This is a genomic window from Paenibacillus sp. MAH-35, from assembly GCF_058135425.1.
In genome coordinates this window covers 79,383-98,730 of the sequence record NZ_JBYUPU010000011.1, presented here as the reverse complement: position 1 = coordinate 98,730, position 19,348 = coordinate 79,383, and the positions used below count along the sequence as shown (strand labels likewise).

22 protein-coding genes are annotated in these 19,348 nt (G+C 52.8%); all 22 read left to right on the top strand.

The annotated features are described in order from the left end of the window. Position 1: 1 nt before the first annotated feature. Positions 2-1,018 (top strand): flagellar motor switch protein FliG, encoded by a 1,017-nt coding sequence (fliG, locus tag AC3Y2E_RS14415; RefSeq protein ID WP_190927910.1) that lies wholly within the window; start codon positions 2-4, stop codon positions 1,016-1,018. Then, entirely contained in the window at positions 1,011-1,859 is an 849-nt protein-coding gene (locus AC3Y2E_RS14410; RefSeq protein WP_379211360.1) for a FliH/SctL family protein, read from the top strand. Before fliG ends, AC3Y2E_RS14410 begins: the two co-directional genes overlap by 8 nt. Further along, on the top strand, positions 1,852-3,171 hold the full coding sequence (fliI, locus tag AC3Y2E_RS14405; protein WP_379211358.1) for a flagellar protein export ATPase FliI: 1,320 nt from the start codon (positions 1,852-1,854) through the stop codon (positions 3,169-3,171). The genes AC3Y2E_RS14410 and fliI overlap by 8 nt, the downstream gene beginning before the upstream one ends. Before the next feature lie 4 nt (positions 3,172-3,175). Continuing rightward, a complete protein-coding gene (gene fliJ / locus AC3Y2E_RS14400) occupies positions 3,176-3,616 on the top strand; it encodes a flagellar export protein FliJ (protein WP_379211353.1) in 441 nt (146 codons plus the stop codon). A 37-nt stretch (positions 3,617-3,653) separates the two neighbouring features. Beyond that, the gene (locus tag AC3Y2E_RS14395; RefSeq protein ID WP_379211351.1) at positions 3,654-4,577 is read left to right on the top strand and encodes a MotE family protein; all 924 of its coding nucleotides are present in this window, start codon (positions 3,654-3,656) and stop codon (positions 4,575-4,577) included. Positions 4,578-4,631: 54 nt separating this feature from the next. Continuing rightward, positions 4,632-6,104 (top strand): flagellar hook-length control protein FliK, encoded by a 1,473-nt coding sequence (locus AC3Y2E_RS14390; RefSeq protein ID WP_379211348.1) that lies wholly within the window; start codon positions 4,632-4,634, stop codon positions 6,102-6,104. 27 nt (positions 6,105-6,131) lie between these two features. After that, positions 6,132-6,551, top strand: a complete 420-nt coding sequence (locus AC3Y2E_RS14385) for a flagellar hook capping FlgD N-terminal domain-containing protein (protein ID WP_317891195.1) — start codon at positions 6,132-6,134, stop codon at positions 6,549-6,551. A gap of 12 nt (positions 6,552-6,563) precedes the next feature. After that, positions 6,564-6,950: a TIGR02530 family flagellar biosynthesis protein gene (locus AC3Y2E_RS14380; protein WP_379211345.1), complete on the top strand. Its 387-nt coding sequence runs from the start codon at positions 6,564-6,566 to the stop codon at positions 6,948-6,950. Between the two features lie 115 nt (positions 6,951-7,065). Next, positions 7,066-7,887 (top strand): flagellar hook-basal body complex protein, encoded by an 822-nt coding sequence (locus tag AC3Y2E_RS14375; protein ID WP_379211343.1) that lies wholly within the window; start codon positions 7,066-7,068, stop codon positions 7,885-7,887. A gap of 92 nt (positions 7,888-7,979) precedes the next feature. Next, positions 7,980-8,201 (top strand): flagellar FlbD family protein, encoded by a 222-nt coding sequence (locus tag AC3Y2E_RS14370; RefSeq protein ID WP_332072505.1) that lies wholly within the window; start codon positions 7,980-7,982, stop codon positions 8,199-8,201. A 2-nt stretch (positions 8,202-8,203) separates the two neighbouring features. Next, entirely contained in the window at positions 8,204-8,689 is a 486-nt protein-coding gene (locus tag AC3Y2E_RS14365; RefSeq protein ID WP_332072504.1) for a flagellar basal body-associated FliL family protein, read from the top strand. Between the two features lie 30 nt (positions 8,690-8,719). Beyond that, positions 8,720-9,718 carry a flagellar motor switch protein FliM gene (gene fliM / locus AC3Y2E_RS14360; RefSeq protein WP_190928027.1) on the top strand — a complete coding sequence of 333 codons (999 nt, stop codon included), beginning with the start codon at positions 8,720-8,722 and terminating at the stop codon, positions 9,716-9,718. After that, positions 9,708-11,027 carry a flagellar motor switch phosphatase FliY gene (gene fliY, locus AC3Y2E_RS14355; RefSeq protein WP_379211339.1) on the top strand — a complete coding sequence of 440 codons (1,320 nt, stop codon included), beginning with the start codon at positions 9,708-9,710 and terminating at the stop codon, positions 11,025-11,027. The genes fliM and fliY overlap by 11 nt, the downstream gene beginning before the upstream one ends. 22 nt (positions 11,028-11,049) lie before the next feature. Continuing rightward, on the top strand, positions 11,050-11,412 hold the full coding sequence (locus AC3Y2E_RS14350) for a response regulator (RefSeq protein ID WP_190927931.1): 363 nt from the start codon (positions 11,050-11,052) through the stop codon (positions 11,410-11,412). Positions 11,413-11,441: 29 nt separating this feature from the next. Continuing rightward, positions 11,442-12,086 carry a flagellar biosynthetic protein FliO gene (locus tag AC3Y2E_RS14345; protein WP_379211337.1) on the top strand — a complete coding sequence of 215 codons (645 nt, stop codon included), beginning with the start codon at positions 11,442-11,444 and terminating at the stop codon, positions 12,084-12,086. Positions 12,087-12,112: 26 nt separating this feature from the next. Next, entirely contained in the window at positions 12,113-12,847 is a 735-nt protein-coding gene (fliP, locus tag AC3Y2E_RS14340) for a flagellar type III secretion system pore protein FliP (RefSeq protein ID WP_379211607.1), read from the top strand. A gap of 57 nt (positions 12,848-12,904) precedes the next feature. Continuing rightward, positions 12,905-13,174 (top strand): flagellar biosynthesis protein FliQ, encoded by a 270-nt coding sequence (gene fliQ / locus AC3Y2E_RS14335; RefSeq protein WP_190927936.1) that lies wholly within the window; start codon positions 12,905-12,907, stop codon positions 13,172-13,174. A 9-nt stretch (positions 13,175-13,183) separates the two neighbouring features. Next, positions 13,184-13,978 carry a flagellar biosynthetic protein FliR gene (gene fliR / locus AC3Y2E_RS14330; protein ID WP_379211334.1) on the top strand — a complete coding sequence of 265 codons (795 nt, stop codon included), beginning with the start codon at positions 13,184-13,186 and terminating at the stop codon, positions 13,976-13,978. 26 nt (positions 13,979-14,004) lie between these two features. After that, complete coding sequence (gene flhB / locus AC3Y2E_RS14325) at positions 14,005-15,117, top strand: flagellar biosynthesis protein FlhB (RefSeq protein ID WP_317891196.1); 1,113 nt, start codon at positions 14,005-14,007, stop codon at positions 15,115-15,117. Further along, positions 15,114-17,147 carry a flagellar biosynthesis protein FlhA gene (flhA, locus tag AC3Y2E_RS14320; RefSeq protein ID WP_379211331.1) on the top strand — a complete coding sequence of 678 codons (2,034 nt, stop codon included), beginning with the start codon at positions 15,114-15,116 and terminating at the stop codon, positions 17,145-17,147. The genes flhB and flhA overlap by 4 nt, the downstream gene beginning before the upstream one ends. Then, positions 17,144-18,430, top strand: coding sequence for a flagellar biosynthesis GTPase FlhF (gene flhF / locus AC3Y2E_RS14315; RefSeq protein WP_379211329.1), 1,287 nt, complete (start codon positions 17,144-17,146; stop codon positions 18,428-18,430). Before flhA ends, flhF begins: the two co-directional genes overlap by 4 nt. Then, the gene (locus tag AC3Y2E_RS14310; RefSeq protein ID WP_379211605.1) at positions 18,430-19,302 is read left to right on the top strand and encodes a MinD/ParA family protein; all 873 of its coding nucleotides are present in this window, start codon (positions 18,430-18,432) and stop codon (positions 19,300-19,302) included. Before flhF ends, AC3Y2E_RS14310 begins: the two co-directional genes overlap by 1 nt. Positions 19,303-19,348: the final 46 nt, after the last annotated feature.

The window sequence follows — 19,348 nt, the reverse complement described above, 5'->3', positions numbered from 1 at the left end:
CGTGGCGAAAGCGGTCCAGCAAGGCTTAACAGGACGACAAAAGGCTGCCATTTTATTGATTAGCCTCGGGCCGGAAGTATCCGCCCAAATCTTTAAACATTTGCGCGAAGAAGAAATTGAGCAGCTGACGCTTGAAATCGCCAATGTAAGAAAGGTGGATAGTGCGGAAAAGGAAGCGATCCTAGCCGAATTTCATCAAATCTGTCTTGTCCAGGAATACATCTCGCAGGGCGGCATTCAATATGCCAAGGAAATTCTGGAGAAAGCACTCGGCAGCTCGAAGGCGATGGACATTATTAACCGGCTGACGGCGACGCTTCAAGTACGTCCTTTCGACTTCGCCCGCAAAGCGGACCCGGCTCAAATATTGAATTTCATTCAAAACGAAAATTCGCAGACGATTGCACTTATATTATCTTATCTTCAATCGGACCAGGCGGCCATTATTCTATCTTCACTGCCGCAGGACAAGCAGGCCGACGTCGCCAAACGGATCGCCCAGATGGACAGCACGTCGCCCGAAGTTATTAATCAGGTCGAGCGTGTGCTGGAGCAGAAGCTGTCTTCTACTGTAACTCAGGACTATACGACGGCCGGCGGCATCGAGGCGATCGTTCAGATATTAAACGGTGTAGACCGCGGTACCGAACGGACGATTCTCGATTCGCTCGAAATTCAGGACCCGGAACTTGCCGAAGAAATCAAAAAGCGGATGTTCGTATTCGAAGATATCGTCAATATCGACAACCGTTCGATCCAGCGGATCATTCGGGATATCGAGAATGCCGACCTGCAGCTTGCGCTTAAAGTCGCCAGCGAAGAAGTTCGCGAAGTCATTTTCCGGAATATGTCCAAACGGATGGCGGAAACGTTCCGCGAAGAGATGGAATATATGGGTCCTGTCCGGCTTCGCGACGTCGAAGAGGCGCAAACCCGCATCGTAGCTACGATCCGACGCCTGGAAGAAGCGGGAGAAATCATTATCGCTCGCGGCGGAGGAGACGATATCATTGTCTAACGTCATTAAGGCGACCCAGTATATCCCTATAGACGATAAAAAGTTGATACAGGTTTCACTTTCCGCGCCAATTTCCGAACCGGATCCAAGTTTAGATGCGGAATCCGCAGATGAGGGGCGCATATCGGCTGAAGAAGCGGCCGCACTCGAAGCGAAAGAGCGGATCATCCGCGATGCCGAAGCGTATGCCGACTCCGTCGTAACTGCAGCATCGGAAGAAGCGCAGAAGCTCCGCAGCGAAGCGACAGCCGAAATCGAAAGCTGGTGGCAGCAGCGGCGTTCCGAAGATGAGCAGCTGATCGCCGAGTGCCGCGAGTCGGGCCGGGACGAAGGGTACCGGGAAGGCATGGAAACGGCCGAAGCGGCGATGCGCCAGCAATACGAATTGATGCTAAGTGAAGCTCAGTCGATTATTGAGAGCGCCGTTCGGATGAAGCACCAGCTGATCCAGGAATCCGAACCTTTTCTGATTGAGCTGAGCTGCTCGATCGCCGAGAAGATTATCGGAAGGCAGTTATCGCTCGAGTCGGAATGGTCGATTGAACTGATCCGAAAAGTTCTGATGCGCCGCAGGGAGCAAGGAATCATTACGCTTTGCGTCTCGCCGGATCATTTCCAGTTCGTCCTGGATGCCAGAGAAGAACTTATGCTGGCCATCGATTCGCAGGCGGAGCTGCAAATTATTCCGGACCCGACCGTACGGGATCATGGTTGCGTCGTCCGTTCTTCGTTCGGCAGCATCGACGCCCGGATCGATACCCAACTGGACGAGATCAAAAAAGGATTACAGCATGTGGCTCACGTTGCTCTTAGTAGCGAAGGAGCTGATAAATATGAATAACGTTCCAGATGTTTCCAAGTATGTAGAGCAGCTTCGTCATATCGATCCGGTTCGCGTGAACGGGAAAGTAACCCAAGTCATCGGACTGACGGTGGAATCCGAGGGACCGGATGCCAGTGTCGGCGATGTGTGCTACATTTACCCGTACAAGTCGGCCAAGCCCCTTAAAGCCGAAGTCGTCGGCTTCCGCGACAACAAGGTGCTTCTTATGCCGCTCGGGGAATTAACTTCGATCGGTCCCGGCTGCGATGTCGTCAGCACGGGCAAACCGCTTACCGTTCAAGCGGGTCACGAGCTGCTGGGAAAAGTACTAGACGGGTTGGGCCAGCCGCTGGACGGATCTTTTTTGCCGACCCGGATGGCGCATTATTCGACTAACAGCTCGGTTAACAATCCGCTCAAGCGACCGCGGGTTCAGGAGCCGATCAGTGTCGGCGTCCGTTGTATCGACGGGTTGCTTACCCTCGGCAAAGGCCAGCGCGTCGGCATCTTCGCAGGTTCGGGCGTCGGCAAAAGCACCTTGATGGGGATGATCGCCCGTAACACGTCCGCCGATGTGAACGTCATCGGTCTGATCGGAGAGCGCGGCCGCGAAGTTCTCGATTTTATTGAACGAGACCTCGGTCCGGAAGGGTTAGCCCGCTCGGTCGTGGTGGTGGCTACTTCCGACCAGCCGGCCCTGATCCGGATGAAAGGCGCGTTGATCGCGACCAGCATCGCCGAATACTTCAGGGACCGTGGTCTGAACGTCATGCTGATGATGGACTCCGTCACCCGTTATGCGATGGCGCTGCGCGAAGTCGGACTGGCGATCGGCGAACCGCCTGCGACCCGCGGCTATACGCCGTCGGTATTTGCCAACTTGCCCAAGCTGTTGGAGAGAGCAGGCACAGGGCCAAAAGGCTCGATCACCGCTTTCTACACCGTGCTCGTTGATGGCGACGATATGAACGAACCGATCGCGGATACGGTCCGGGGAATATTGGACGGTCATATCGTGCTGGACCGCAGTCTTGCCCATAAAGGTCATTATCCGGCGATTAACGTACTGGCCAGCGTCAGCCGCTGTATGAAGGAGATCGTGCCGGAAGAGCAGACGAATGCGGCCGACCGGTTGAAACGCTTGCTTTCCATTTACAAAGATTCGGAAGACTTAATCAATATCGGGGCGTACCAGAGAGGGTCAAATCCGGAAATTGATTTATCCTTAGACAACATCCAGTCGATATGGGATTTTCTTCAGCAAAAAACAAGTGAAAAAGTTGGATACAAAGACGCATTAAACCAATTAATCGAACATTTCGGAGGTTGAGGTCATGCGATTCCGGTATCCTTTGCAAAAGCTGGTCGATTTAAAAACGAACCAAAAAGAGCAGGCCGAATGGATGCTGTCCGAAGCGATCGCCGATTTGCAGCGGGAGGAGCTTGCGCTGTCGGAGCTGAGAGCGGAGCAAGGACGGCTTGCCGCCGAATTGGAGCAGGCCTCCATTCGCAAGACGACGATCTCGCAAATGCAAATGCTGCAGTTGTACTTGCAGCACCTGGATCGGCAAATCCATTCCAAATGCGAGGAAGTCGGCCGTGCGCAAGCCAACGTGTCGGAGAAACAGCAATATTTAACGGAGAAGCTAAAAGAAGAAAAAGTATGGACGAAAGCGAAAGAAAAAGCGCAATCCCAATTCACCGCCTTCGTTCTGAAAAAAGAACAGGATGAATTGGACGAGCTTGCGCTGAACCGCCGATTCCAGACGATTTGAACGTGTTACCCGATAAGCGGAAAGGAGGCTCCTCTACATGGCGAATACGGACACGGAAAAATCTTCGTACGGAGCTTTCGAACGGTTTTTGTTTTTCGCTACGCCGATTATTTTTACGATCGTCCTGCTTCTGGTTTTGTTCGCGATGTTCGATTCCAGCTTTATGAACGGCATTCTGAAGGCGGCGAACAAAGTGCCCGTTCTGGAGACGTTCATTCCGGACCCGAAAACGAAAGAGCGGATCACGCTTCCTTCGGATGCGACGGCGGGCGGATCGGCAGGGACGGCTAATGCCGCCGGAGAAGCAGCCTCGATCGAACAGCTGAAATCCCAGCTCGCGCAGATGCAGGCCGATCTTCAGGCAGCTAACAGCCAGTCGCAGCAAAAAGACCAGACGATCCAGGACTTAAAGGCGCAGCTTGAAGCAGCGGAGGAGAGAACAAAGTCGAAAACGCAGACGGACGAGGAATACCGGGCGCAGATTCAACAGCTTGCCTCCATCTACGCCGGCATGATGCCCAGCAAATCGGCTCCGATTCTCGAAGCGTTGACCTTGAAGGAACGTGCGCTCGTATTAGGCGAGATGAGGACGGCGGACCGGGGGAAAGTGCTGGAGAGGATGAATCCGGCCGTTGCCGCTGAAACGTCGATCCAGATGAAGGATGTTATCCCGGCCAAAGACGTGCAGATTGCGGCGCTTCAAGAACGGCTCGACATTAATAAGCAGGAACAGCAAAAAGCATTGCCTTCGATTACGAAGGAGGATATCGGCCAAACCTTCTCGCAGATGGTTCCCAAAAGCGCCGCTGCGATTCTGATCGAGATGAACACGGCGAATCCGGCCAGGGTTGTCGATATATTGAAATCGATGGACAGCGCCGGGAGAGCCAAGGTGCTGGCGGCCATATCCGATTCGTCGAAGCCGACGGCGGCCGCGTTAAGCGCGAAGCTTAGCGAATAGCCGAGCGACGCGGTAGGAGCCGATGACCTTCTAAGGAAAGGAGGTGAAACTTATATGAGCATTCCTTTTAATTTGGTCACCTCAATGCCGTCAGGCGGAGCGGCCCAGAATGGCGCAATAGCCGCCAAAGCTGCAGCGGGAGCCGGTACGGGCGACGCGGGAGGCAGTACACCATTTGCAGGTACGCTCGTACAAGCTCTGCTTGGCCAGAACGGTACAGGAGCTCCGGTGCAGTCCAACATGATGGCCAGCGATCTGCTTGCAGGTTTGGCAGCTTCGCAAGCCGCCGAAGGCGAGGCGAGTCTTCCCGGCGACCTGTTGCTCCAATGGCTTGGAACGATGGACATGGATACCGCTTTGGAAGGACAGGAGGAACTGTTGGCCGGATTGTTGGCGCTTATGGAACTGGCGCAAGCGGTCATTCAACAGTGGAAGCCTAGCGAGGACGTACAGCAAACAAATGTGTTGCCGGACGATTTGGTGCAACCAGGTGACTCCTTAACTGGACAGAACGGCAAAGCGAAATCATGGATACATACTTTCGAGACACTCGTAGAACTGATGAAGCAAAATCCGAATGAGCCGGAAATCGTGCATGTCGTGCAAGCGTTCGAGCGGCTGCTCGCCCCTGTCGTCCAAGCTGCTAATGGTCAGGACCCGATGAAGGCCGGGGACATGCCGAGTTCGGCCCAGCAGTCAACCGTCGCAGCATCTTCTGCTGGTACCGTTCAGACCGTCGTACAACCTGCAATCGCGCAGCATAGCCGCTCCAGACAGACGGAAACGGCAAATGACGGCGCTGGCGTGAAATTGGCGGCTGCGGCAAACCTTCTGGTGCGCGGCGCGGAAGTAAGAAGCCGTCTGGAGGAGATCGCAGCGCGAGCAGGCGTTCAGAACCAGCTTAGCGCTATCGTATCCGGAAAAGAATCTGCTTCTGATCCGATGACGGCAGAGGCGAGGATGTCGGAAGAAGGCATTGACAATGATTCCCCTGTACAACAGATGAATCACCTGGTTCGACAGCCGACCGGGCACCCGCAACCTGCCCACCAATCGCAACCTGTAGTTCATGCGGACCGATTTGCGGATGAGATGGCGCAAGTGCTTCGAAGCATGAAAGTGTCCGGTGCCAACGGATTGTCGGAAGTTCGTCTTACGCTGATGCCGGAACATCTTGGACAAGTCGATGTTAAAGTTACGATGCAAAACGGTCATATCGTCGCCCAGTTTATGGCCGACACCGCGCACGGCAAAGAAATGCTGGAAAGCCAGCTGTCGCAGCTAAGAACATTGCTGATTACGCAGGGGCTGCAGGTTGAGAGACTGGAAGTCGCGCAGACGAACCCGCAATATCAGGGCTTGTTCCAGGATTCGCGCGGACAGCAGCAGTCCCAGCAATCCGATCGCCGGGGTAAAGGAAAACCGGACGACTTCGAACAGGAGCCGGTCGATTTCTTGACTGAGCTGGAAGGCGTAACGGAACGCAAATCGCAGTCTGCAGACGGATCGTTCGACGTCACAGCATAAAGCAGCATCAAAATGGAGGAATTCCGGGTGGCCAACGTTGGCGTATCGATGGGAACCTATTATTACAAAAATGCGGTTGAGAAACAAAAAACGGGAAGCAGCAATTTAGGACGGGACGATTTTCTTAAAATATTGGTCGCCCAAATGTCCAATCAAGACCCGACCCAGCCGCTGCAGGATAAAGAGTTTATCGCTCAGATGGCGCAATTCACTTCGGTGGAGCAGCTCACCAATATGGCCGGCGAGATGAAACTGCTGCGCCAGTCGATCGGGTTCAGCTCCTCGCTGATCGGCAAGTCGATCAGTTGGACGCACACGAATGCGAGTAAAGAGCAGGAAGTGAAATCCGGTACGGTGGAGTCGATCAAGATCAAGGACGGCAAACAGTTTGCCGTAGTCGACAGTATGGATGTCCAGCTTGAAAACATCGTGGAGATTAAAAATTAGAAGGGATTTGCTATGGCAGATCGAATAACGGTCGGACATTTATATCCGAATGCGATTCCGCCGGCAGCACCCGCTAAACGCGTTGAACCGAGTACCGGACAGCTCCCAGCTGGAACGAAATCGTTTCAGGACGTGTTCCGGGACAGCCTTGTCCGCATCAGCCACCATGCCGGTCTGCGCATGCAGCAGCGGGGGATTGAGCTGAAGCCGGAGCAGCTGGCTAAACTATCGTCGGCTATCGACAAGGCCGCTGCCAAAGGCGCCAAAGAATCGCTTGTTTTGATGGACAGTATGGCGATGATCGTGAACGTCAAAAGCAAAACGATCGTGACCGCCATCGATGGCGATGCGATGAGAGACAACTTGTTTACTCAGATCGACAGTGCCGTCATTTTATAATCGCATACCGGGCTGGCCCTATCCGGAAGCCCGCGGGCCGCGGACCGCTTGAAGCGGCTCGGACAAATAACGCAGTACCCACTATGGCTCTTACGGTTCTCAAGGAGGAACGAGCATGTTAAGATCCCTGTACTCTGGCGTTTCCGGGATGAGAGGCTTCCAGACGAAGTTGGACGTCATCGGAAATAACATCGCCAACGTAAATACGATCGGGTTTAAAGGCAGCCGCGCGATGTTCAAAGACATTTTAAGTCAGACAGTCGCAGGCGTTACGGCTCCGCTTGACGGCAACGGTGGAGTCAACGCCAAACAAATCGGACTCGGAGTAACGCTGGCCGCGATCGACACGCTGCATACTCCGGGTAGTGCAATGACGACGAACGTCGTTACCGACGTACGGATCGACGGAGACGGATTTTTTGCGGTTCAGGCCGGCGATGAGGGAGGAATTTTTTTAACGCGCGACGGCAACTTCAAGGTGGATGCCGCAGGACAAGTTGTAACTGCTGACGGCTATCGAGTTCTTGGAGTTGGCGGCGAGTTGCTGCCCGAGATCGATCCGGCTACAGTTACGGCCTTCTCCATCGACCAAAACGGACAATTCGTTGGCGTTAACGTCGACGGAACGTCGGCACCGATCGACGGAATGCAGCTGGGTGTAGTCAAAGTCCTTAATCCGGCTGGTCTGGAGAAGGTTGGCGGCAACATGTACCGGATGACTCCTAACGCAGGGGTAGATGAGATTGATGTTGTAGAACCCAATAACCCTGAAATCGGCACCGGAGCCATCATCTCCGGCCAGCTGGAGATGTCGAACGTCGACCTGACCGGCGAGTTTACGGAAATGATCGTAGCGCAGCGCGGTTTCCAGGCCAACTCCAAGATCATAACCACGTCGGATGAAGTGCTTCAAGAAATATTAAGCCTGAAACGTTAATTTGAAACACGGGAAGAGCGTCGAAGGGGATTTTTTCTTCCCCTTTGCGCTTGACCGTGGATGAAGCAAGCAATATCTCGGGAGGGAACCTTGTGATACCTGTTACGCGGTTGAACGGCAGTAAGCTGACGATCAACGCTTTGTTGATCGAAACGATTGAAGAAACCCCGGATACGCTCATTACGCTGACTACGGGCAAAAAATTCATCGTAACCGAAACGGTATCGGACGTGGTGAGCATGGTGAAAGCCTACATGCAACAGGCCGGATCGATCAGGGTAGCTACTAAGAATATTGTCCCGGAGGGCTCGTAGTCATGTTCAAGAACAAAATGGTGCAATGGTTAATCATGATCCTTATCGCGATCACGCTGATCGCACTCGCAAGTTTTATTTTGTGGGAATATTTGGACAAAAAGTCTCAATCCGGCGACCCGACCCAGCAAGCGGCTAACTCCGTCGAGAACGTGAAACCGAGAAAAATGTCGGCGAAGGAAGAAAAAGCGAATACGGTTGAATTCAAAGACATTACGACCAATTTGGTTGGCAAAAATTACGTGAAGATCAATTTTGCTTTTTTGCTGGAAGATTCCAAGGCGAAAGAAGAGTTCGAACTGTTGTCGACCCGGGTGAGATCGATCATCCTGCAGACGCTCGCCGATATGACGCCCGAGCAAGCCGGGGGCTCCAAAGGACAAGATCTGATCAGCACGACGCTAATCAATAAAATCAATCCCATTTTATCTAAAGGTAAACTGGTGCGTGTCGATATTACAGACATTAACATCATGATGAACAATTAATCGAATGCCGCGGATAAGGGGGTGATGGAATTGGTAGACGTGCTCTCGCAGAATGAGATTGACGCCCTGCTCGCCGCGCTGTCATCAGGCGAAATGGACGCCGAGGAGCTAAAAAAAGAAGAAACCCAAAAACGGGTAAAGGCATACGACTTTAAACGTGCCGTCCGTTTTTCCAAAGATCATATTCGCAGCTTGACTCGGATACACGAAAATTTCGCGCGATATTTGACTACGTATTTCTCGGCTCAACTTCGCACTTTCGTGCAAATTAACGTCGTCCAAGTAGAGCAGCTGCCTTACGACGAGTTTATCCGTTCAATTCCGAAAATGACGATTTTAAATATATTCGAGGCCGAACCTCTGGAAGGCCGGATGGTGCTGGAGGTGCATCCGAACGTCGCGTTTGCGATGCTGGACCGTCTGCTCGGAGGTCCTGGAAGCTCTCCTCCTAAAGTCAATGCGCTCACCGAAATCGAGACGATTATTATCGAACGGATATTCAGCAGGGCGTTCGAGAGCTTGCAGGAAGCCTGGAAAACGGTTATCGATCTGGCGCCCAGACTCGAAGCGCTCGAAACGAATCCGCAGTTTATGCAAATCGTTTCGCCTAACGAAACGATCGCACTTATTTCGCTTACGACCAAAATCGGCGATACGACGGGGATGATCAATTTATGTATCCCTCATGTAGTCCTGGAACCGATCATGCCGCGATTATCCGTGCATCACCAATTTTTGGCTCAGCGCAAGAGCAGGGCTCCGGAAGAAGTGGAAGCACTTCAGGAGCGCGTGCACAAGGCGAAGCTTCCGGTTATTGCGGAGCTCGGCGAATCGGTTATTACCGTCAAAGAATTTCTGAACCTGGCTGTGGGCGACGTCATTACGCTCAACAAGCCGGTTGACGATGGACTGCACATCAAAGTAGGGGAAAAGTTAAAATTTATAGCAAGTCCTGGAACCGTGAAAGACAAACTTGCCGTTCAAGTGACGGAGATTGTCAGCGAAGGGGAAGAAGAACATGACGAGTAAAGATTATTTATCGCAGGAAGAGATCGACGCGCTGCTTCGGCAAACGAGCGAAGATTTCAGCGGCGCTTCGTCGTCAGACGGCCCACCTTCCGTTGACGATTACTTAAGCCCGATCGAGCAGGACGCTCTTGGGGAGATCGGCAACATCACGTTCGGCAGCGCGGCAACCGCACTTTCCACCTTGCTGGGGAAAAAGGTGGATATCACGACGCCGAAAGTATCGATCATCGCCCGGGAGGAATTGGAGCGGGAGTTCCCGAGACCGCATGTGGCGATTCACGTTAATTACGTGGACGGTTTCGACGGGATCAACTTGCTGGTCATTAAGACGAAAGACGCGCAAGTGATCGCCGATCTTATGATGGGGGGCACCGGCAACGTTGCAGACGACTCGGAGCTGTCGGATATTCATATCAGCGCCGTTCAGGAAGCGATGAACCAAATGATGGGCTCATCCGCCACCTCGATGTCGACGATCTTCAACCGGTTTGTCAATATATCTCCGCCGGGCATCAACATTTTGGATTTGCCGAACGGGGAAGGAAAAGACCAGCTCCCCCGTGAGGAAGTGTTCGTCAAAATCTCGTTCCGCCTGATTATCGGGGACTTGATCGACTCTACCTTGATGCAGCTGCTCGCCGTTTCCTTTTCCAAAGAAATGGTCAACATTTTGCTCGGCGGAACTGATGTTCAGCCTGAGCCGGCACCGGCCTCGCCGCCAGCCCCGACCCAGGAGCCGCAGCAGCATTATGAACAGCCGCCGATGAGGCAGGAGCCGGACCCGATGGCAGGTTACAACCAGGCGCCGATGGCGCCGCAAATGCCAATGCCGCAGTACGATCCTTACGGTCAGCCTCCGATGATGCATCAGCAGCCGCCGATGGGCCAGTCTTATCAACAGCCTTACCAGCAGCCGATGTATCAGCAGCCGATGTACCCGCCGCAGCAACCGCCGATACCGCAAAACTATGGCGGAATTCCGGGACGCAGCGTTAACGTGGCACCGGCGCAGTTCGGCAATTTGACGGGCGCCTCGATGCAGCCGGACGATTCGAATTTAAACTTGCTGCTCGATATTCCGCTAAAGGTTACAGTCGAGCTCGGGCGGACCAAGAAACTGATCAAAGATATTTTGGAGTTTTCTCAAGGTTCGATTATCGAGCTGGATAAACTGGCCGGCGAACCGGTTGATATTTTGGTTAACAACAAGCTGATCGCCAAAGGCGAGGTCGTGGTTATCGATGAGAATTTCGGTGTGCGGGTGACCGACATCATAAGCCAGATGGACCGCATTCAAAAATTACAATAATCCCGGGAGGATTGACTACTCAATGGCTAACAAAATTTTGATCGTAGACGATGCAGCATTCATGCGGATGATGATAAAGGATATTCTCAGCAAGAACGGATATGAGGTAGTCGGGGAAGCGCAAGACGGGTCCGTCGCAGTTGAAAAATACAAGGAACTGAAGCCGGATCTCGTCACGATGGACATTACGATGCCAGAGATGGACGGAATCGCCGCACTGAAAGAAATCAAAAAGTTTGACGCCAACGCCAAAGTGATTATGTGCTCGGCTATGGGCCAACAAGCGATGGTTATCGACGCGATTCAAGCGGGCGCCAAAGATTTTATCGTGAAGCCGTTCCAGGCTGACCGTGTTATTGAAGCGATCAAGAAAACGTTAGGATAATGGCTGGGGCAGCGGGGGGACGATTGAAGTTGCAAAGCATTTATAGGCATCTTGCCGCTTTGGCCGTCCTGACCATTCCGGTATTGGGGTACGCCGTGCCGTCTGCAAACGCGGAAGAGCGATCGGGCCCGGACAGTTTTCCCGGCGTGACGAACGCCGGCGGAGTTCAGGCGGATTCGGGCGCGGTTTTTCTAATGATGGTGAAAGTGCTGTTTTTCCTTATTCTTATTATCGGATTTTTCTTGCTGATTATTAAGTTTTTATCCAAAAAAAAATTAAGCTGGATGCAGGGGCGGGCGGTGAAGTCGCTCGGCGGAGTTCCTTTGGGACCGAACAAGTCCGTGCAGATTGTTGAAATCGGCAGGTCCATTTATGTTGTCGGGGTAGGGGACGACGTCAATCTGATTCAGAGAATCGACGACCCGGAGGAAGTCGCAATCATTACGGCTTCCCTCACTTCCGATTCGACCGGAAGCGGGCAAGGCATGCAAAAGCTGGGCGAGCTGATTGGCGGATGGACCAAGCGGAAGAAGGAACCTGCCCGGGAAGACGAAATGACCGCTTCGTTCCAGGATGTGTTCCAGTCGAAAATGAAAAATATGTCGGGGCGGAAAAAGATGATTGAAGATTTGCTTAGCCAAAACGACAAGCCGGACGGGAAGGCGGACTCATGAAACGATCCTTCGTTCTTCTGGGGGCGATGATCGTCCTGCTGCTGGTCTGGTCGCCCGCTCCAGCCTACGCCGCCCTCCCGATTCCAGGCATCAACCTGGAGATTGGCAACGGGGAAGGCCCGGCGGGCACGGCTAATACGGTAACACTCATTTTGCTCGTCACGATATTGAGCCTAGCTCCTTCGATTCTGGTGCTCATGACAAGCTTCACCCGTATCGTCATCGTTCTTAGCTTCGTCAGGACGGCGCTAGGCACGCAGCAGATGCCTCCGAACCAGGTGCTGATCGGCATCGCCTTGTTTCTCACCTTGTTCGTCATGTCGCCTACGATCGGCACGATGAACGAGACGGCGATCCAGCCGTTCCTGAGGGGAGAGATTCAGCAGGCCGAAGCGCTGGACAAAGCGGTGCTGCCGCTCAAAAAGTTCATGATGGCGCAGACGCGCGAAAAAGATTTAATGCTGTTTCTGAACTACTCGAAGGCGGAAAAGCCTACAGGGGTGGAGGATACTCCGCTGACTGCGCTTTTGCCGGCTTTCGCCATCAGTGAGCTGAAAACGGCTTTTCAGATGGGTTTTATGATCTTTATTCCGTTTCTCGTCATCGATATGATCGTGGCCAGTACTCTCATGTCGATGGGGATGATGATGCTTCCCCCGATTATGATATCGCTGCCGTTCAAAATTTTGTTGTTCGTTCTTGTGGACGGCTGGTATTTGGTCGTCAAGTCGCTGCTGCTTAGTTTTCATCCGCCTGTCTGAAACAGCTAAGCGAACATGGCGGCGACACCAATCGGATAGGAAAGGAAGCGAAGTACGGTGAGTTCCGAGTTCGTCATACGTTTAGCCGGAGAAGCCGTGTACACCGTGCTGAAGGCCAGTGCTCCGATGTTGGTTTTGGCGCTGGTCGTCGGTCTCATCGTCAGTGTCTTCCAGGCGGCAACGCAAATTCAGGAACAGACCCTTGCATTCGTTCCGAAAATTGTGATCGTCCTGCTGTCCGTTCTCGTGTTCGGACCGTGGATTTTACAAACACTGATCGACTACACGTACAATTTGCTGGACAACTTGTACAAGTTTATAGGGTAAGGCGATTTTATGGAAGCATGGATTCCGTTTCTGCCCAACTGGCTGCTTATATTTTGCAGGATTACCGCTTTTCTGCTCGCATCGCCCGTATTCTCCACCCGCGGCGTTCCCGCCCCATGGAAGATCGGCTTAGCGGCGCTAATCGCATTTCTGACGTTTGCCTCTGTCGGACTAAAGGAACCGGCAGACATTGACGGATTGTTCGTCGTATCGATCATTCGGGAAGTGCTGGTCGGACTGCTTCTCGGTTTCACCGCTTATTTGTTTTTTACGGTCGTGCAGATCGCCGGAGCGTTCATCGATATTCAGATGGGGCTTGGCATCGCCAACGTAATCGATCCCATGACCGGCGCGCAAAGCCCGATCATCGGCAATTTTAAGTTTATTATCTCGATCCTTCTCTTTTTGTCTTTTAATGGTCACCATTACTTGTTCGACGGCATTATCAAAAGCTATCAATGGATTCCGCTTACTAACGAACTGTTCGCCCGCATTCAGCAGGGAGCGGTTCACGAATTTCTGCTTCGCTCGTTCTCCGACGTTTTCGGACTTGCTTTGCAAATGTCAGCGCCGCTCGTAGTCGCATTGTTTCTGACGGACGTGGGACTCGGGATTTTGTCCAAGACGGCGCCGCAGTTCAACATCTTCGTCGTAGGCGTGCCGATCAAAATCATTGCCGGTTTTTTGCTGCTGATTCTTGTATTGCCTGGATTTATATTTTTGTTTCAGGATTTATTCGGCATGCTGTTCCGGGCGCTCGAACAGCTCGTGAACGTAATCGGCACTGCGCCGGAACCATCTTAGCTTAGCACTGGGGGAAAATGACGACCGTGCCGCGATTTGCGTTACCTCTCGACTTGCAGCTGTTCGCCGGTGAAAAAACGGAAAAAGCAACCCCGAAAAAGCGGCAGGATGCCCGAAAAAAAGGGCAGGTCGCCAAAAGCATGGAGCTTCCTTCCGCGATGATCCTGTTTTCGGTCATGCTGCTCTTGTTCGGATACGGCACGATTATGAGGGACAAAATCGAAAATATGTTCGTTGTCTCGTTTTACGACTATATCAACATGGAGATGACGACGGACAATATTTCGATTATATTCGGCCGGCTTATATTCGAGGGACTGCTGCTGCTCGCACCGATATTCGGAATAGCCGTCGTAATGGCAGTCGTGGCGACCTTCTCGCAAATTGGCTTTTTAGTAACGACAGAAACGCTTAAAATGCAGTTCAACAAGCTCGATCCGATTAAAGGGCTCGCCAACATGTTCAAGATTCGCGCTTTGGTGGAGCTGCTGAAATCGATTTTGAAGCTCACCGTCATCGGGCTTGTCGTCTTTTTTACGATATGGAACGAAAAAGATCAGTTTATTCAGATGGCGTCTTGGCCGGTCATCCATACGTTTTCTTATACGGCCAGGCTTATTCTGATGCTAGGCGTCCAAATCGCCGTACTCCTGCTCATTCTCGCGCTGTTTGACTTCATCTACCAGCGTTATGAAATGGAAAAAAACTTGAAGATGTCCAAGGACGAAGTGAAGCAGGAATACAAAAATACCGAGGGAGATCCTTTGATCAAAGGGAAAATCCGCGAGAAGCAGAGGCGTATGGCGCTGCAGCGGATGATGCAGGACGTTCCCAAGGCCGACGTAGTCATCACGAACCCGACGCACTTTGCGGTTGCGATCCGGTATGATCCGAAAAAAGCGGAAGCTCCCGTAGTGATTGCCAAGGGGATGGATTATATCGCGCTCAAAATCAGGGAGGTTGCCGAAGAACACGGCATTGTCCGGATGGAGAACAAACCTCTCGCGCGCGCTTTGTACAATCAGGTGGAGATCGGACAATCGATACCGGCGGAGCTGTTTCAAGCGGTCGCGGAAGTGCTGGCATACGTGTATAAGCTGAAAGGCAAAGATCAACCGGGGAGGAGGACCAAGCCATGAAGACGAGAGATCTAATCATCCTAACAGGCATCATCGGGATCATTCTCATGATGGTTGTCCCGATCCCGATCATGCTGCTAGACTTTTTGCTCATCATTAATATCTCGATTGCTCTCATTATTATATTAATTGCGATGAATACGCAGGATGCTCTCGACTTCTCGATCTTTCCGACCTTGCTGCTGATTACGACCTTGTTCCGGCTGGCGCTTAACGTATCGACGACCCGTATTATTTTAAGTGAAGCGGAAGCGGGAAGCGTAGTCGGCACATTCGGTTCGTTTGTGGCCGGAGGCAATCTGGTCATCGGGTTCGTCGTCTTCCTTATTCTCGTTGTCGTTCAGTTCATCGTTATTACGAAAGGTTCCGAACGGGTTGCGGAAGTCGGAGCGAGATTTACGCTCGATGCCATGCCTGGTAAACAGATGGCGATTGATGCGGACCTCAACTCCGGTCTGATTAACGAACAGGAAGCGAAGGACCGTCGTAAAAAAATCGAACGGGAAGCGGATTTCTACGGAGCGATGGACGGAGCGAGCAAGTTCGTTAAAGGGGACGCCATCGCGGGAATTATTATTTTGCTCATCAACCTGATCGGCGGTTTCATTATCGGAGCTACGTATCACGACATGAGCATGATGGAATCGCTGCAGACGTTCTCCGTACTTACGATCGGGGACGGTCTCGTCAGCCAGATTCCGGCGCTGCTGATCTCGTCCGCGGCAGGCATTATCGTCACTCGCGCCGCTTCGGAAGGCAACCTGGCGACAGACTTGACGGCTCAGTTGTTCAGTTATCCGAAGCTGTTGTACATTGTGGCGGGCACTGTGCTTTTTCTCGGCCTGTTCACCCCGATCCATCTGATCACTACAGCTCCGATCGCCGGTCTGCTGGCTTTGGCGGCTTACCGGATGCAGCGGAATTTGTCGCAGAAGGCTGCGGAGACGGAGCAGCTCGTAGAAGAGCAGCAGATTGAGGAAGTGCGCAGTCCGGAAAGCGTCGTGACGCTGCTGCAGGTCGATCCGATCGAGTTCGAATTCGGTTATGGACTGATTCCGCTTGCCGATACGAACCAGGGCGGCGACTTGCTCGACCGGATCATTATGATCCGCAGACAGTGTGCGCTCGAGCTCGGACTGGTCGTGCCGGTCATCCGGATTCGCGACAACATCCAGCTTAGACCGAACGAATACGTCATTAAGATTAAAGGGAATACGGTAGCCCGCGGCGAGCTGCTGCTCAATCATTATTTGGCTATGAGCCCGGGCATCGACGACGATTCCATTATGGGAATCGATACGACGGAGCCGGCGTTCGGCCTTCCGGCATTGTGGATCGATGAGAATATGAAGGAGCGGGCGGAACTGTCCGGTTATACGGTCGTTGATCCTCCTTCGGTAGTCGCCACCCACTTAACCGAGATTGTGAAACGCCACGCCCATGAGCTGCTGGGCCGCCAGGAGACGAAGCTGCTGATCGAAAACGTCAAGGAAACGTACCCGGCGCTGGTGGACGATCTCGTACCGAACGTGCTGAACGTGGGCGACATTCAAAAGGTGCTCGCCAAGCTGCTGAAAGAGAAAATATCGATCCGCGATCTTGTCACCATTTTCGAAACGTTGGCCGATTACGGAACGTATACCAAGGACCCCGATATTTTGACCGAATATGTCCGTCAGGCGTTGTCGAGACAAATTACGAACCAATACGCGAACGGTCTGGATTCCCTCAAAGTAGTCACGATCGGACCTTCGCTGGAGAAGAAAATTGCCGACAGCGTTCAGCAGACGGAGCACGGTTCTTATTTGGCGCTTGACCCGGTCGCTTCCCAGACGATTCATCAGAAAGTATCGGAACAGCTGACGAAACTCGTTCAGCAAGGACAGCAGCCTGTCATTCTGGCCTCGCCTACGATCCGGATGTACTTGCGGCAGCTGCTGGAGCGCACGATGCAGGATATTACGGTGTTGTCTTACAGCGAGCTGGAGCCGCAAGCTGAAATTCAGAGCGTAGGGGTGGTGAATTTATGAGGGTGAAACGATATGTGGTCGACTCGATGCCGGATGCCCTGCAAAAAATTCGCACAGACCTCGGCAAGGACGCCGTCATTCTGAATACGAAAGAAATTCGTTCCGGAGGGTTTCTCGGTCTGTTCGGCAAAAAGAAGATCGAGGTCATCGCCGCTACCGATGCGGGTCAAGCTCAGCCGGCACCGCCTGCGATGTCCCCGGCCGCCATCAAGACGCCTCCTGCAGCGGGAGCTCAGCTGGCTAAGCTGATTGAGGAAGCTAGCGCGGCGGCCGCTAAAAAGTCGGCAGCCGTTCCTTCCGCCCCAACAGCGTTGATGGAAGAGCCGGTGATTCCCCCCATAGCGAGGCCTTCTCCGGTCCGTGAGGTTCGAGAAGGTCGAGAGGTCCGCGAAGTCCGGGAGCGCGGCAAAGAGGATCTGCTGCTCGACGAGATCAAATCGATGAAAGAGATGATGAGCAGGCTGACGGCATCAGCCGCAGAAAGACCTCGATATCCGGAACCGCTTCTCAAGTTCGAGCGGCTGCTGCTTGAGCACGAGGTATCGCCCGATCTGGTTGAGAAGCTGCTCGGCAAAGCGGCGGAGGAGTTTGAAGGCGAGTTTTCTCCGAAAACCGACGAGTACGCCTATGAGCTGATCAAGCAGCAACTGAAACAGATTTTATACTCGCCGTATAACAAAAGGATTGCAAGCGATACGCGGATCGCTCATTTCGTCGGCCCGACCGGCGTCGGCAAAACGACTACGATTGCCAAGCTGGCCGCGGAGCAAGTGCTGAAGGAAAAACGCAAAGTAGGCTTTATTACGTCCGATACGTACCGGATTGCGGCGGTCGAGCAGCTCAAAACGTACGCCAACATCTTGAATGTGCCGCTGGAAGTCGTGTTTTCGCCTCAGGAGCTGGCGAGAGCGTTTCAGTCGCTGCAAGATTGCGACATCATCTTTATGGATACGGCCGGACGCAATTTCCGCAACCAGATGTACGTATCGGAGTTGAACGCGCTGCTCCAGTCCAAGGGCAAAAGCGAGACGTTCCTTGTGCTGAGCTTATCTTCGAAGTATAAGGACATGAAGGCGATCACGGACAATTTCGCCAAGTTCCGGCTGGACAAAGTATTGTTTACCAAGATGGACGAGACGAACTCTTACGGTTCGATCGTCAACCTGCTTTACGATTTCCCGCTGCAGCTGTCTTACATCACAAACGGCCAAAATGTGCCGGACGACATCGTAGAGACGAACGAAGACCGGTTGATTGATCTGCTGCTGGAGGACCGCGAGTGATGAGCGACCAGGCGCAAAGACTGCGCAATCTGATTCGTTCCCAAACGGAGCCACAGTCGTCATCAACCCGGATTCTTACCGTCACGAGCGGCAAAGGCGGAGTCGGCAAATCGAACTTCACCCTGAACTTCGCGCTTACCTTGCAAAAAAGCGGGTACCGGGTATTGGTGTTCGATGCCGATATCGGCCTGGCCAATATCGATGTATTGATGGGGATCAACTCCACTTACAGCTTGTACCACCTGCTGAAACGCGAGAAAACGATATGGGAAATTATCAATAAAGGCAGCAACGGCTTGGAATATATTGCGGGAGGCTCCGGCTTCAACGATTTGATGCGGCTTACGGAGGCGGAAATCGATTATTTTGCCGAGCAGGTCAATCTGTTGAACGGTTATGTCGATTACATCATCTTCGATACAGGCGCCGGCTTGTCCAAGGAGACGCTCAGATTTATTGTCGCCGCCGACGAAACGATAGTAGTGACGACACCGGAGCCTACCGCGATCACCGATGCTTATGCAATTATTAAAATGGTTCACTCGCTCGGACACGAAGTAGACTTCAAGCTGGTCATTAACCGGGTTACCGAGCTGCACGAGGGGAAGCAGACGGCCGACAAGATCAGTCTGGTCGCCAAACGGTTTCTGGGCATTCACATCCCTACTCTAGGTTTTGTGGAGGACGATCCGAATGTCATGAAAGCGGTGAAGCAGCAAACGCCGTTTACCGTCGCTTATCCCGGCAGCGCCGCGTCGAGAAGCATCGAGCGACTGGTCGGCAGGTACGTGACCGGGCAGATGGCGCCGGAGCCGCAGCAGCAAAGCGGAGTTAAAGCTTTTTTCAACAAAATGAGGAAACTTCTGAAATGAAATCAAGTCAACCGCGATACCGATGACATCAGGATGAGGTGAGGCT

Coding starts and splice junctions, on each gene's coding strand:
- fliI (WP_379211358.1), top strand. CDS start 1,852: ATGAATAACGTTCCAGATGTTTCCAAGTATGTAGAGCAGCTTCGTCAT.
- fliJ (WP_379211353.1), top strand. CDS start 3,176: ATGCGATTCCGGTATCCTTTGCAAAAGCTGGTCGATTTAAAAACGAAC.
- AC3Y2E_RS14395 (WP_379211351.1), top strand. CDS start 3,654: ATGGCGAATACGGACACGGAAAAATCTTCGTACGGAGCTTTCGAACGG.
- AC3Y2E_RS14390 (WP_379211348.1), top strand. CDS start 4,632: ATGAGCATTCCTTTTAATTTGGTCACCTCAATGCCGTCAGGCGGAGCG.
- AC3Y2E_RS14380 (WP_379211345.1), top strand. CDS start 6,564: ATGGCAGATCGAATAACGGTCGGACATTTATATCCGAATGCGATTCCG.
- AC3Y2E_RS14375 (WP_379211343.1), top strand. CDS start 7,066: ATGTTAAGATCCCTGTACTCTGGCGTTTCCGGGATGAGAGGCTTCCAG.
- AC3Y2E_RS14365 (WP_332072504.1), top strand. CDS start 8,204: ATGTTCAAGAACAAAATGGTGCAATGGTTAATCATGATCCTTATCGCG.
- fliY (WP_379211339.1), top strand. CDS start 9,708: ATGACGAGTAAAGATTATTTATCGCAGGAAGAGATCGACGCGCTGCTT.
- AC3Y2E_RS14350 (WP_190927931.1), top strand. CDS start 11,050: ATGGCTAACAAAATTTTGATCGTAGACGATGCAGCATTCATGCGGATG.
- fliP (WP_379211607.1), top strand. CDS start 12,113: ATGATCGTCCTGCTGCTGGTCTGGTCGCCCGCTCCAGCCTACGCCGCC.
- fliR (WP_379211334.1), top strand. CDS start 13,184: ATGGAAGCATGGATTCCGTTTCTGCCCAACTGGCTGCTTATATTTTGC.
- flhA (WP_379211331.1), top strand. CDS start 15,114: ATGAAGACGAGAGATCTAATCATCCTAACAGGCATCATCGGGATCATT.
- flhF (WP_379211329.1), top strand. CDS start 17,144: ATGAGGGTGAAACGATATGTGGTCGACTCGATGCCGGATGCCCTGCAA.
- AC3Y2E_RS14310 (WP_379211605.1), top strand. CDS start 18,430: ATGAGCGACCAGGCGCAAAGACTGCGCAATCTGATTCGTTCCCAAACG.